Origin of the sequence: Halomonas rhizosphaerae, assembly GCF_030012485.1 — a bacterium.
Lineage (GTDB): Bacteria > Pseudomonadota > Gammaproteobacteria > Pseudomonadales > Halomonadaceae > Halomonas > Halomonas rhizosphaerae.
The window spans coordinates 35,569-48,460 of sequence record NZ_JASCQQ010000027.1; the positions used below are offsets into that span (position 1 = coordinate 35,569).

Here is a 12,892-nt window from a genome sequence, read left to right on the forward strand (position 1 = left end):
GACTGTCTTCCCTGACCATCTCGCCCCGGTGCGCCTTGCGTCCGGGGCGTTGTCGTTGCCATGTTCCATGAGTTTTTAAATTGGAAAATTACTTCCTTGACGCTGGAGAACCATCGCCAGGCACGTGAACTAGGCACCTGACCCACACCGCAGCCTGCCAAAGAGACTTCCACCCTACTGCCCGGCGCCGAACATAAAAAAGGTTCTTCGCACATTGGCGTGATGCTGTTCGACAGGAAAGGATGCGGTTTGTAGGCCACCATCCAGTGGGAGCGATGGTTCGGCGCTCCGACTTTAGATCGCGAAAGAAGGCCGGTGGCCTTCCCGGCAATAGGCAGTCAGCCCAGGGCGCCTGTCGGCGCCATTCGTCGAGGTGTCGAACCGGCAATAAAATGCGCTTGTATGTTGGAAATGACCTAACACGGAATCTCCCACAGGGGGACTTCGCCTCCTTCACGCCAAAATGCGATGAACCATAAAAAACCCCGACCGAATGGCCGGGGAAGCAAGCGTCCTTGTCGGACGAGGAAGTCCGGGTGGGGGCTCAGCCCTTCACGCCGCCGGCGGTAAGCCCACCGGCGATCCAGCGCTGGCACAGCAGGAAGGCCAGGGTAATGGGCAGCCCCGAGAGCACCGCCGCGGCGGCGAAGTCGCCCCAGCGCTGGTTGTGCTCGGCCAGGTACTGCTGGGCGCCCACGGCCAGCGTCAGCTTGTCCTCATCGAGCAGCAGCACCGAGGCCATGGGGTACTCCATGATCGACATGATGAAGGCGAGGATGAACACCACCATCAGGATGGGCACCGAGAGCGGCAGCAGGATATGGCGGAAGGCCTGCCAGGTGCTGGCGCCGTCGACCATTGCCGCCTCCTCCAGGGAGCCGTCGATGGACTCGAAGTAGCCCTTGATGGTCCAGATGTGCAGCGCCACCGCGCCCAGCGAGGCCAGGATCAGCGCGCCGTGGGTGTTGAGGCCCAGCCAGGGCACCAGCTGGCCGAGGCGATCGAACAGCGCGTAGAGCGCCACCAGTGAGAGTACCGCGGGGAACATCTGGAAGATCAGCATCCCTTTGAGGATGGGTGCCTTGCCCGAGAAGCGCATGCGCGCGAAGGCATAGGCGCTGGTGGTGGAGAGCGCGAGGATCATCAGCGACGACGCCACCGCCACCTTGATCGAGTTCCACAGCCACAGCATCACCGGGAACGGCGGCTGGACGACGGTGCCGTCGGCACGCTCCCAGGGGATGCCGAAGGCCAGCGCCCAGTGCTCCAGCGAGAAGCGCTCGGGGATCAGGCTGCCGGTGGCGAAGTTACCCTCGCGGAAGGAGATCGAGATCACCAGCAGCAGCGGGAACACCACCAGGCTGACGAAGCCCAGCAGGGCGAGATGGGCGCCCAGCTTGCGGGCACGGATCGAACGGGGTTGAACCATGGCCATGAGACGACTCCTCCTTAGACCTTGACCTTGGACAGGCGCAGATTGAGCCACGACAGCCCGACCACCAGCAGGAAGATCAGCGTGGCGATGGCGGCCGCCAGACCGAATTGCTGGCCGGCATCCTGGAAGGCGATGCGGTAGGTGTAGCTGACCAGCAGGTCGGTGGTACCCGCCGGCGTGCTGGCGCCGAGGATGTCCGGCTTTCCGCCGGTGAGCAGGGCAATCAGCACGAAGTTGTTGAAGTTGAAGGCAAAGGCGGCAATCAGCAGCGGCGTCAGCGGCTTGAGGATCAGCGGCAGGGTGATGTGTAGCATGTTGGTCAGCGGCCCGCCGCCGTCCACCGCCGAGGCCTCGTAGAGATCGCGGGGAATCGACTGGATCAGGCCCATGCACAGCAGCAGCATGTAGGGGTAGCCGAGCCAGGTGTTGACGATCAGCAGCATGGTGCGCGCCAGCGCCGGGTCGGTGAACCAGTCGGGACTGATGCCGAACAGGTTCTGGAGGATCAGGTTTATCTCACCGTGGTTCTGGTTGAACATGCCCTTGAAGATCAGGATCGAGATGAAGGCCGGCACCGCATAGGGCAGGATCAGCAGGGTGCGATAGATCGCCTTGCCCCTGAGCTGGTCCCACTGCAGCAGTGAGGCGAGCACGAAGCCCACCGCCAGGGTGAAGGCCACCGTCATGCCGGCGAAGGCGAAGGTCCAGAAGAAGATCTGCAGGAAGGGACCGCGGATGTCCGGGTCGGTGAAGATCTTGGTGTAGTTTTCCAGTCCCACCGCCACCGGCCAGCCCGGCGTGAGCCGCTCACCGTCCTCTGTGACGAAGAAGCCGGTCTCCTGGTCGGGGGTCAGGGTGGTGTCGTCGCGCAGGTCGGTCAGGCTGCCGTCGGGATTCGCGTCAAAGCGTGGCAGCATCGGTGCGAAGCTGCGCAGCCCTGCCATGCTGAGCTCGGTCCCGTCGGGGGTCTCCAGGGTCAGCGCCTGCATGAGCGCGCGATTGGCGATCAGCGCGCGCATCGGCAGGGGCTCCCCCGAGGGCGGCGCCTCCACTGGCTCGACTGTCAGCCGGCGCGTTGGCTCATCGGCCTGGAGCGAGAGAGGCGCGGACAGCAACTGGCGCTGTCCCTCCAGTTCCGCATCCAGCTCACCGGACTCCCCCTCGAGGTACAACCGTACTCGATCGCCGTCGCGATAGAGCGCGAAATCGAAGGCCTGGCCCTCGGCCTGATAGGTCTGGTCGAGGAACTGGGCACGCACCCGCTCTTCGCTGAGCAGGTTGCTCGAACTGTAGTTGCTGAAGCTGATGCCGATGGTATAGACCAGCGGGAAGATCACGAACACACCCATCCCGGCCAGCGCCGGGAAGATATAGCGGTGGCTCATCAGCTGGCGCTTGCCGAAGACGATAGCCAGTGAGGCGCCCAGCACCAGGAACAGCAGCGAGAACATCCACTGGCCGCGCAGGTGGAAGGCCACCACCAGCCACAGGGTGGCGAGCACCAGCAGTACCGTCAGGGCGCGCAGCGCCCAACGGGTATAGCGCTCGGCGGGGTAGCGGGATCGATGGCGCGGCAAGCCGCGCGAGGCGTTGGTCACAAACATGGGGTCACCTGCGGTCTGCCCCGGCCTGGCGGTGGTTCATGGCCGGCCGGGACTGGAAGGCTAGCGTTACTCGATGGCGGTGCGGATGCGCTCGGCGGCAGCGTCGAGGGCCGCCTGCGGCGACTGGCGGCCGCTGCCGATGTTCTGCAGCGCCGGTTCCATGGCCGACCAGAAGGCACCCATCTCGGGAATATTGGGCATCGGCGAGCCGAGCTCGGCGTTCTCCAAGGTGGCGGCGATCCGCGGGTCGGACTCCAGCTCCTGCTGATAGGCCTTGTGGGCCATGGCGCCCAGCGAGCCGTCGCTGTTGAAGGTGCGCAGGCCCTCCTCTTCGAGCAGATAGCTCTCGAGGAACTCGGTGGCCAGGAAGTCGTTGGGCGAAGCCGAGTTGATCATCGCCGCCATGACCCCGAACATCGGCTTGGCCCGCTCGTCACCGACCCTTGGCAAGAGGGCCACGCCGAAGTCGATACCGCTCTTCTCAAGGTTGCTCCATGCCCAGGGGCCGCTGATCATGGCCGCCACCTCGCCCTGGTTGAAACGGGTATCCGTCACGCTGTAGTCGGTGCCCTCGGGCAGTACGCCACTGTCGATCAGTTCGCGCAGACGCTCGGCTCCCGCCACCGCGCCGGCATTGTTAACGCCGATGTCGCTGGTGTCATAGCCGCTGTCGGTATGCTGGAACGAATAGCCACCATTGGCGGCCAATAGGGGCCAGCTGAAGTAGGGCTCACCGTAATTGAAAAGGATCGCCTTCTTGCCTTCCTTGACCAGCTCGGCATCGAGCCTGGCGAGCTCGGCGAAGCTTTCGGGGGGTGTCTCTACCAGGGCCTTGTTGTAGATCAGGCCCAGCGACTCCACCGAGATGGGATAGCCGTAGGTCTCGCCGTTCCACTCGACGGCGTCCCAGGAAAAGTCGAAGTAGTGATCGCGGTAGGTGTCTGAGGGCGCAATGGACTTGAGCAGCCCGCTCTGGGCCCATTCCCCCATGCGGTCGTGGGCGAAGATCACGATGTCCGGCCCCTGGCCGCTGCCGGCGGCCTGCTGGAAGCGGTTGGTCATGTCGTCGGGGTGGACGATGTCGATGGCGATGCCGGTGTCGGCCGTGAACCGCTCGGCCACCTCGCGGATGCCCTGGGGGCCCTTGTTGTCGCCGATCCAGATGGTCAGGGTGTCGTCCTCGAAGGCCATGGCAGGCAAGGCGGCCCCGGCGCTCAGGGTGGCGGCCAGCAGCGGGGTAAGGAAGGCGTGGCGTCGTGTCATGGGTCGCGACCTCGTATTGTTGTGACGTCTCGGGTGGCCCCCGCCCCGGACGAGCGGCACGGGGAGCGATAACGCCTAGCCTCGTCAATCCGGCTGGTGGCGTCCTCCTCCCTGGGGGGCACAGGGGTGGCGTATGGCTGGGGCGTAGGGGGAGGAGGGGCGACGGCAGGCGGTCGTGAGATAGGCGCAGGCGTTTTCGTCGGCCGGAAACGACAACGGCGACGCCAGTGGCGTCGCCGTTGTCGGTTGCTGCCGGTCGTCGTCAGGCCGGCGAGGCGCTGGCGGGCGGTTCGCCCGTGGCGCCGGGCATGGCCTGCCCGCCGCCGCCGGCATCCGAGAGCGCCAGGAAGTGCAGGTGGCGCTCGTACTCCGAGAGCACGTCGCCGATCACCTGGCCACGGGTGTAGCCGTTGAGGTCCTGTCCCGTACCGCCCTCGGCCAGGTGGACATCGAGGCGCACGTAGTAGTCGTCGTCCACCGGCAGGAAGCTCGGCGTGCGCAGGCGGTTGGCACACACCTGGTAGACGAAGCTCTGGGCCTGGTCGAAGTCCACCTGCAGGGTCAGGCGCGGCAGGGGCTCGTCCTCGAGATGCTCCTCGCTCACCGAGGCCCGCTGTCCGCGGCCCTCGAGCTCGCTGGCGAACTGGGCCAGGGCCGGGCGGATGGCGTGCTCGACGGTAGCCGCCGCACCGGCCCGGGTCGAGGTGTCCAGGGCGCGGTCGAGACGTTCGCGCCAGTCGCCTCCCGGGGCGGTGCCGCTGACCTGGCGGCGGGCGTCGGCCTTGCTGCTCTCGAGCCTCAGGGCACGGGTCATGCCGGCCATGATGGCGAAGATCACCAGCGAGAAGGGCAGGGCGGTGATCACTACGGCGCTCTGCAGGGCGCCCAGTCCGCCGGCCATCAGGAGGGCGATGGTGATCAGGCCGATGACCACCGACCAGAAGATGCGCAGGCGGATCGGGGCATCGTGGTTCACGTCGGACAGGATCGAGGTGAAGTTCGCCAGCACCAGGGCGCCGGAGTCCGCCGAGGTGATGAAGAAGACGATGCCGAGCACGGTCACCACCGAGGCGGTGAGGCCGATGTAGGGGTACTGTTCGAGCAGGGTGTAGATGGTGGTCTGGGGGGTGTTCAGCGCCTGTTCGCCGAGTTCGACCAGCCCCTGGTTGGCCACCAGGTCGATGCCACTGTTACCGAAGATCGACATCCAGGCCATCATGAACCCGAGCGGGATCAGCAGCGCCCCGGTGACGAACTCGCGGATGGTGCGCCCGCGGGAGATGCGGGCGAGGAACAGGCCAACGAAGGGTGTCCAGGCAATCCACCAGCCCCAGAAGAAGATGGTCCACCAGCCCTTCCACTGCTGGGCCTCCTCGCCGGCGAAGGCATAGGTGTCGAAGCTCGCGCCGACGAAGCCGCCCAGGTAGTCCCCGGCATTGAGGACCAGGGCATCGAGCAGGCGCAGGGTGTCGCCCTGGAAGAGCACGAACAGCAGCAGGGCAGCGGCCAGCAGCATGTTGAATTCGGAGAGGCGGCGGATGCCCTTCTCCACGCCGCTGACCACCGAGATGGTCGCCAGCACCACCACCAGGGCGATCAGCACTACCTGCACGGAGAGGCTCTCCGGGACGTCGAACATGTAGGTCAGCCCGTAGTTGAGCTGCATCACCCCGATACCGAGGCTGGTGGCGATGCCGAATACCGTGGAGATGACCGCGGTGATGTCCACGGCGTGGCCGATGGGGCCGTGGATGCGCTGGCCGAGCAGCGGGTAGAGGGCGCTGCGGATCGCCAGCGGCAGGCGATGGCGGTAGCTGAAGTAGGCGAGGGCCATGCCCATCAATACGTACATGCCCCAGCCGGTCAGTCCCCAGTGCAGGAAGGTCTGGGGCACGGCGGCACGCATGGCCGCCGCGCTCTCGGGGTCGAGATCCGGCGGTGCCAGGTAGTGGGCGAGCGGCTCGGCCACGCAGAAGAACAGCAGGTCGATGCCGATGCCGGCCGCGAACAGCATCGAGGCCCAGGAGACCAGCGAGAACTCGGGTCTGGCGTGGTCGGGGCCCAGGCGGATGTTGCCCACCCGGGAGGCGCCGATGACGACGACGAAGACCAGATAGACCACCGCGGCGAGCATGTAGTACCAGCCGAAGGTCTCGTTGACCCACGCCAGTCCGGCATCGAAGAAGGCGCCGGCCTGCTCGGTGAACAGCATGGTCAGCACCAGGAAGATCAGGATGCCGACCACGCTGCCGTGGAAGACGACGCGGTTGAGCCGGTCTCGTCGTTCGGGGAGGGAGGGGGCATGCGACATGCGGGGCTCCTGTGTCGGGGGAATATTTTATTGAATGAACGTTCAAATAAAATACAGCCCCCGCCACGGAACTTCAAGGCATGAACCTCACGGCACGAACTTAGAGACTCGAACGAAAACGCCCGGCACGAGGCCGGGCGAAACGGGGAGGATAAGGGGAGCGAGGCGTCAGTCGGCGGCGCCGTCGCCCTTGTCCTTGCCCCCATCGCCGCCCTTGCCCTGGCGGCCATGGCGGGAGAGGACCGACCGCATCTCCGCGATCTGCTCGTCGCTGAGGATCTCGGCGAGCGTCTCCTGGTGCTCCTCGCGCAGTTCATGCATGGCCTCGCGACGCTCCTGGCGGGAGTCGAAGTCGCGCTCGCGCAGCGCCTGCATGTCGGCGTAGATCGCCTCGCGGGCCTCGCGCAACGCCTCGCGCTCCTCGTCGGAGAGTTCCCAGCTGTCGACCAGTTCGGTCAGGCGCTGCTGCATGGCCTCACGGCGCTCGGCGCGCTGCTCCTCGCGCATTTCCTGGCGGGCGGCCTCCAGCGCCTCGCGCTGCTCTTCGCCGAGGATCTCGTCCATGCGCTGGCGGTGCTCCTCGCGCAGTTCGCGGACCGCCTCACGGTGCTCGCTGCGAGCCTCTTCCAGGGCCTGGCGGGTCTCGTCGTCGATGCCGGCCCGCTCGAAGAGGGCCTGGCGGCGTTGCTCGTGCTGCTGGCGATGTTCCTCGCTCCAGCCCTGTTGCTTGCCCTCGCCACCGGGGGCGGCGCTGGCGGAAAGCGCCAGGGGGGCGATGGCGATGGCGAGCAGGGCGGGAGCCAGCAGGGTGCGAGTGAGTGAGCGTGTCATGGCGGTTCTCCTTGGGGGCCTCGACGGGCCTCGGGTTGACGCTGCCAGTCTCGTCGCCGGGGGTGCAAGCGGCATGCAGCGAGGGTGCAAAGGTCGTGCATCTGCCGGGGACTCACTCCTCCGGCTGATACTTGTAGCCGACGCCGTAGACCGAGCGGATCACCTCGCGCTCGGGCCAGGTCTCGGCGATCTTCCGGCGCAGCTTCTTGATATGGCTGTCGACGGTGCGCTCGGAGACGATGCGGTGGTCGCGGTACATGTGGTCCATCAGCTGCTCGCGGGTAAAGATGCGCCCGGGCGAATGCATCATCACCTTCAGCAGCTGGAACTCCACCGCGGTGAGACCCAGGTCGTGGCCATCGGCCAGGGCCCGCCAGCCCTCCTCGTCGAGGACCAGGTCGCTGCCCCCGGTGGCGGGCGAGGTGGCGGCCCGGCTGCGGCGCAGCACGGCCCTGGTCCGGGCCACCACCTCGCGGGGGCTGAAGGGCTTGCAGATGTAGTCGTCGGCGCCCAGTTCCAGGCCCAGCAGGCGGTCGACCTCCTCGACCCGGGCGGTGAGCATGATGATCGCCACCGCCGGCCAGCGCTGGCGGATCTCCCGGCACAGGGTCAGGCCGTCGGTGCCCGGCAGCATCAGGTCGAGCAGCACCAGCTCGGGGCGCGTGCTGCGGGCCTCCAGCCAGGGCAGCACGGCATCGCCGTGGGCCAGGTGGTGGCTGGTGAAGCCGCTGCCCTGCAGGTAGTCGGCGACCAGACGGGCGATCTTGGGTTCGTCCTCGACGATCAGGATCTGGTCCTGATCCGTGTCCGGGGTGCTCATGCGGCGTCCTCCCTGAGCTGGTGGTCCTCGATGGCGGGAAAGGTCAGGGTCCAGCATAACCCGCCCAGCGATGAGGGGGAGGCCTCCATGCGCGCGCCATGGGCGCGGGCCAGTGCGCTGGCGATCGACAGCCCCAGGCCGCTGCCGCCACTGGCGCGGCTGCGCGACCCCTCGACCCGGTAGAGCCGCTCGGTGAGCCGCGGCAGCTCGGCCTCGGGCACGCCGGGGGCGCTGTCCTCCCAGGTCACCCGCACCTGCCCCTGGTGGCCTGCCAGGCGCACGCGCAGTCGTCCCGGGGCCGTGGTATAGGCGCAGGTGTTGTCGATCAGGTTGTTCCACAGCTGGCGCAGCCGCTGGGTGTCGCCGCGGATCCACGCCGGCCCCTCGATCTCGTGCTCCAGCTGGATGCCGCTGTCGCCGAGCCACCCGCTGGCCTCGTCGAGGCGCGAGGCGAGGCTCTCCGCCAGGTCCAGGGGAGCCAGCTGGACCTCCAGGGCGCCGGCATCGCTCTGGGAGAGCAGGCGCAGGTCGGCCACCAGGCGCTCCAGCTGGCCGACCTCCTGGGCCAGCGAGTGCAGGTTGTCCTGGTCCAGGGAACGGATGCCGTCCTGCATGGCCTCGATCTCGCCACGCAGCACCGCCAGCGGCGTGCGCAGTTCGTGGGCGATATCGGAGACCCAGCGGTTGCGCGCCTCGCGACTGGCCTCCAGGGTCGCGGCCAGCACGTTGAAGTCGTGGGCGAGGCTCGACAGCTCGTCGCGGCCGCGCTCTGCCAGGCGGGTGCTGTAGTCGCCCTCGGTGAGGCGACGCGTGGCCCGGGCCATGCCGCGGGTGCGCCGCCCCAGCCACCAGGAGAGGCCGCCGGCCAGCAGCAGCGAGGCCAGGCCCAGGGAGGCGACGATAATGCCCAGGCTGCGCTGCTGGCGGGCGAGGAAGATGCGGTCCATGCGGGCCATCAGCTGCTGGGGCGGCCGATAGCCGAGCATCCCGACCCGTTCCCCAGCGCTCTCGATGGGCAGCCAGCGCAGCTCGGCCGCCTCCTGGTCGCTGTCCGGGGGCAGGCCAATCACCGGCAGGCCGGCCGCGTCGTGGAGCACGAAGTCCTTCGGGTCTCCCAGGCGCCGCTCGATGCCCTCCGGCGGCGGGGTGTCGCCGGGCCACAGCTGGCGGCGCACCAGACGGTGCCAGGCGCCGGGCGACTGGCGCAGCCACTGCCAGTCACCCCGGCCGGCCCACTCCTCGGCGAGCCCCTCGGCCAGGGTCTCGGCGCGGCGGGTCTGGGTCTGGTCCAGGTACTCGATGAAGCCCTGGTCGAGGCTGCGCGAGACCGCCAGGAACACCAGCCCGGAGATGGCCACGTTGACCACCAGAATGATCGCGAACAGCTTGATGCCGAGCCGCGAGACGGCCGGGCGGGAAAGGCGTGGCGAGCGCATGGACAGGCTCCGGGAGCGAGGGTCGGCGAGGGCGTGGTGCATTCTCGCCGCTCGGCGTGCAGCCATCGGTCAGGTTCTGTGCAGGCAATGTGCAGGTTGAGGTCAGCCTCGCCCATGCCGTCCCTGCCGGCAAGGGCGGCGGCGGTCACAGCGAGAGCAGGAAGAGGATCAGCGGCGGCGACAGCAGCGAGAGGAGAAAGCCGCTGACCACGGCCACCGGCACGCAGGCGACCCCGCCATGCTGCTGGATCACCGGCAGGGTGAAGTCCATGGAGGTGGCGCCGCCATAGCCGATCGCCAGGGCGGCATGGCGTCGGATCACCAGCGGGATCAGCACGAAGGCGAGCAGCTCCCGGGCCAGGTCGTTGAAGAAGGCCACCCCGCCCATCAGGGGACCCAGCTGGTCGCCGACCAGGATGCCCGAGAGCGAGTACCAGCCGAAGCCGGCGGCCAGCGCCAGCCCCTCGTTCCATCTCAGCTCCAGCAGCGGCGCCGCGAGCAGGCCGCCGACCAGCGAGCTGGCGGCCAGGGTCAGGGCGATGGCCAGGCCGAAGCGGTTGAGCACGATCTGGCGAAGCGGCATGCCGGAGTTGCGCAGCTGGCAGCCGATCAGCGCCAGCAGGGCATAGAGCACCCCTTCGGCGACGGTCTCGGCCGTGGCGAACAGGCCGCTGCCGGTGAGCCACTCCAGCAGCAGACCAGACACCACGCCGGCCACCACCACCGCGACCAGCGCCAGCGAGCCGGCCATGGCGGCCCACTTGCTGGTGGGCGCCCCCGCCACCACTGTCGAGGGGTCGGTGGTGAGGCCCAGTCGGCGGGACAGCCACCAGAGGGCCGCCAGGTTGCAGCTCGAGATCACCGCGAACAACACCAGGGCCTGGCTGCCCAGGCGCGAGAGTTGGCCGGCCAGGTCGTCGAGCCCGGCCAGGCTCACCCCCATCAGCAGCAGGATCACGTAGATCGAGGCGTTCACGCCGCGGTTGATCAGGGCCATCAGCCGGGCATCCCGCACCGGCACCAGATACCCCAGCACCAGCGGTAACAGCACGATCACCAGACCGCTCAGCATCGAGACTCCCTTCTCGTCCAGGGGCCGCCGGCGGCGACCGAAAGCCGATCACTCTAGTCAATTTCCCTTCGGGGAGGAAGCGAGCTCGGCGTGGGCGAGGGTCAGGTCGGTGAGGGCCAGCCGGCTGCGCCGCTCGCCGTCGCGGTGGTACTCCATGGCCAGCAGCAGGCCCGGCACGTCGGGGTGGAAGCTGAAGACCATGCGGCGTCCGGGGGCGTCCGGCTCGGTGACCTCCACCCTGACCGCCTCGAAGCGCCCGGCGGGCAGCTCGAGCATTCGGCGGTCCAGGTGTCGATAGTCGACTCGCTCCTCGCGGCCGCGGTGGTCGAGATAGCGCAGCCGGCAGGGCGTGTCGCAGTCGTCGGCCACGGCACGCCGCGAGAGGTCGAACAGGGCGGTCTGTCGGTCGGGCAGCCCGGCCAGGGCCTCCCGGTCCAGTTCATAGTCCTTGCCGATGCCCAGCAGGCTGTAGCCGCTGTCATAGTGCAGCGAGCGGATGGCCTCGCCGGCGATGAACCGGCTTCGCTCGTGGCCCCGGGCCACCGAGAGGGCGGCGCGCATGTCGCTTTGCCAGTGCGTTCCGTCATGGCTCAGGCGGTGCGCGACGGTGGTGCTCGGCCAGCCGGCGACCTCGAGGCGGTAGCGGGCATCGAAGGGACGCGGCTCGGCGGCGAGGGCGCTGCCGGCGGCCAGCAGCAGTATGAGGGCGGCGCAACGGCGCAGCGGTGCGGGCATGCGAGGACTCCATGGCCGTCGATGGGGCAGGGGTGAGAGTCCCCGCACGCCCGGGGGTTCCCGCCTGCACGCTCCTTGCGCTTTTCCCCGGCGGGTCCTCCGAGGGGCTGCTAGGCTGCCCTTGCAGGGCGACGCTACCGTCGCCCCCCACACCACCGAGGAGACTCCCATGGCCAGACTCTTGCTGATCGCCGGTGACTATGTCGAGGACTACGAGATCATGGTGCCCTTCCAGGCGCTGCAGGCCATGGGCCACTCGGTCGATGCGGTGTGTCCCGAAAAGCGCGAGGGCGACAAGGTGCGCACTGCCATCCACGACTTCGAGGGCGACCAGACCTACTCCGAGAAGCCCGGCCACGACTTCACCCTGAATGCCACCTTCGCCGAGGTGGAGGTCGCCGACTACGATGGGCTGGTCGTCCCCGGCGGGCGTGCGCCGGAGTACCTGCGCCTCGACGAGCGGGTGCTGGAGATGGTCCGCCACTTCTTCGACCATGACAAGCCGGTGGCCGCCATCTGCCATGGCGCCCAGCTGCTGGCGGCGGCGGTCTCCCTCGAGGGACATCGGGTCTCGGCCTACCCGGCCTGTGCTCCGGAAGTGCGCCTGGCCGGCGGCGATTATGCCGAGATCGAGGTCGACCAGGCCGTGGCCAGCGGCAAGCTGGTCACCGCCCCCGCCTGGCCGGCCCACCCGGCCTGGCTCAAGCGCTTCGCTGCCATGCTCGACTGAGCACGCCATGTGCGGTTTGACGTGACTAGACGACTGGTCTAATCTTGCCGGCATGAAGACGCACGCCACCCGCGACAAGCTGATCGAGATCGGCGCCGACCTGATCGCCGAGCAGGGATTCAACGCCACCGGCATCAATGCGGTGCTCAACCGGGCCGGGGTCCCCAAGGGGTCCTTCTACCACTACTTCTCGAGCAAGGAGGATTTCGGCCTGGCCGTGATCGACGCCTTCGCCGAGCAGTACGACGCCCGGCTGGCGGCGATCTTCGATGCCAGCGATGCCTCCCCGCTGGAGCGCCTGCGCCGCTACTTCGCCGCCGGCAAGGCGGACATGCTCTCCTGCGATCATGCCCGCGGCTGCCTGATCGGCAACCTGGGCCAGGAGCTCTCGGCGCGCAGCGAGGTCTTCCGGGCCCGCCTCGACCAGGTGTTCCGCGCCTGGGAGCGCCGGCTGGTGGCCTGCCTCGAGGAAGCTCGCAGTGCCGGAGAGGTGCCGGAAGACCTCGACAGTGAGGCGTTGGCGGGCTTCATCATGGCCGGCTGGGAGGGCGCCATCCTGCGTGCCAAGACGGTCAAGTCCCTGGCCCCCATGGAGTGCTTCGAGGCGATCCTCTTTCGCCAGGTGCTGGCCCGCGAGCTGCCGGTGGCGAGCTGA

General features: G+C 68.1%; 11 protein-coding genes. 2 read left to right on the forward strand and 9 right to left on the reverse strand.

All coding sequences use genetic code 11. The features are described from left to right. Positions 1-544 precede the first annotated feature (544 nt). The 9 genes from malG to QLQ86_RS11535 form a co-directional block, all read right to left on the reverse strand. Entirely contained in the window at positions 545-1,435 is an 891-nt protein-coding gene (gene malG, locus QLQ86_RS11495; protein WP_282734989.1) for a maltose ABC transporter permease MalG, read from the reverse strand. Positions 1,436-1,449: 14 nt separating this feature from the next. Beyond that, positions 1,450-3,039 carry a maltose ABC transporter permease MalF gene (gene malF, locus QLQ86_RS11500; RefSeq protein WP_282817039.1) on the reverse strand — a complete coding sequence of 530 codons (1,590 nt, stop codon included), beginning with the start codon at positions 3,037-3,039 and terminating at the stop codon, positions 1,450-1,452. A 66-nt stretch (positions 3,040-3,105) separates the two neighbouring features. Continuing rightward, a complete protein-coding gene (malE, locus tag QLQ86_RS11505; RefSeq protein ID WP_282734987.1) occupies positions 3,106-4,302 on the reverse strand; it encodes a maltose/maltodextrin ABC transporter substrate-binding protein MalE in 1,197 nt (398 codons plus the stop codon). A gap of 262 nt (positions 4,303-4,564) precedes the next feature. Then, positions 4,565-6,613 carry a choline BCCT transporter BetT gene (gene betT, locus QLQ86_RS11510; RefSeq protein WP_282817040.1) on the reverse strand — a complete coding sequence of 683 codons (2,049 nt, stop codon included), beginning with the start codon at positions 6,611-6,613 and terminating at the stop codon, positions 4,565-4,567. 168 nt (positions 6,614-6,781) lie between these two features. Then, positions 6,782-7,444, reverse strand: a complete 663-nt coding sequence (locus QLQ86_RS11515; RefSeq protein ID WP_282817041.1) for a type 2 periplasmic-binding domain-containing protein — start codon at positions 7,442-7,444, stop codon at positions 6,782-6,784. Positions 7,445-7,556: 112 nt separating this feature from the next. After that, on the reverse strand, positions 7,557-8,264 hold the full coding sequence (locus QLQ86_RS11520; RefSeq protein WP_282734984.1) for a response regulator: 708 nt from the start codon (positions 8,262-8,264) through the stop codon (positions 7,557-7,559). Next, positions 8,261-9,700, reverse strand: coding sequence for an ATP-binding protein (locus QLQ86_RS11525; RefSeq protein ID WP_282817042.1), 1,440 nt, complete (start codon positions 9,698-9,700; stop codon positions 8,261-8,263). Before QLQ86_RS11525 ends, QLQ86_RS11520 begins: the two co-directional genes overlap by 4 nt. A gap of 145 nt (positions 9,701-9,845) precedes the next feature. Beyond that, a complete protein-coding gene (locus tag QLQ86_RS11530; protein WP_282817043.1) occupies positions 9,846-10,772 on the reverse strand; it encodes a lysine exporter LysO family protein in 927 nt (308 codons plus the stop codon). Between the two features lie 57 nt (positions 10,773-10,829). Then, entirely contained in the window at positions 10,830-11,507 is a 678-nt protein-coding gene (locus QLQ86_RS11535) for a hypothetical protein (protein WP_282734981.1), read from the reverse strand. A gap of 169 nt (positions 11,508-11,676) precedes the next feature. Here QLQ86_RS11535 and QLQ86_RS11540 point away from each other — a divergent pair, with 169 nt between their 5' ends. Further along, on the forward strand, positions 11,677-12,237 hold the full coding sequence (locus QLQ86_RS11540; RefSeq protein WP_282734980.1) for a DJ-1/PfpI family protein: 561 nt from the start codon (positions 11,677-11,679) through the stop codon (positions 12,235-12,237). Positions 12,238-12,289: 52 nt separating this feature from the next. Next, positions 12,290-12,892 carry a TetR/AcrR family transcriptional regulator gene (locus tag QLQ86_RS11545; RefSeq protein WP_282817044.1) on the forward strand — a complete coding sequence of 201 codons (603 nt, stop codon included), beginning with the start codon at positions 12,290-12,292 and terminating at the stop codon, positions 12,890-12,892.

Coding starts and splice junctions, on each gene's coding strand:
- malG (WP_282734989.1), bottom strand. CDS start 1,435: ATGGCCATGGTTCAACCCCGTTCGATCCGTGCCCGCAAGCTGGGCGCC.
- malE (WP_282734987.1), bottom strand. CDS start 4,302: ATGACACGACGCCACGCCTTCCTTACCCCGCTGCTGGCCGCCACCCTG.
- QLQ86_RS11535 (WP_282734981.1), bottom strand. CDS start 11,507: ATGCCCGCACCGCTGCGCCGTTGCGCCGCCCTCATACTGCTGCTGGCC.
- malF (WP_282817039.1), bottom strand. CDS start 3,039: ATGTTTGTGACCAACGCCTCGCGCGGCTTGCCGCGCCATCGATCCCGC.
- QLQ86_RS11530 (WP_282817043.1), bottom strand. CDS start 10,772: ATGCTGAGCGGTCTGGTGATCGTGCTGTTACCGCTGGTGCTGGGGTAT.
- QLQ86_RS11540 (WP_282734980.1), top strand. CDS start 11,677: ATGGCCAGACTCTTGCTGATCGCCGGTGACTATGTCGAGGACTACGAG.
- QLQ86_RS11520 (WP_282734984.1), bottom strand. CDS start 8,264: ATGAGCACCCCGGACACGGATCAGGACCAGATCCTGATCGTCGAGGAC.
- QLQ86_RS11545 (WP_282817044.1), top strand. CDS start 12,290: ATGAAGACGCACGCCACCCGCGACAAGCTGATCGAGATCGGCGCCGAC.
- QLQ86_RS11525 (WP_282817042.1), bottom strand. CDS start 9,700: ATGCGCTCGCCACGCCTTTCCCGCCCGGCCGTCTCGCGGCTCGGCATC.
- betT (WP_282817040.1), bottom strand. CDS start 6,613: ATGTCGCATGCCCCCTCCCTCCCCGAACGACGAGACCGGCTCAACCGC.
- QLQ86_RS11515 (WP_282817041.1), bottom strand. CDS start 7,444: ATGACACGCTCACTCACTCGCACCCTGCTGGCTCCCGCCCTGCTCGCC.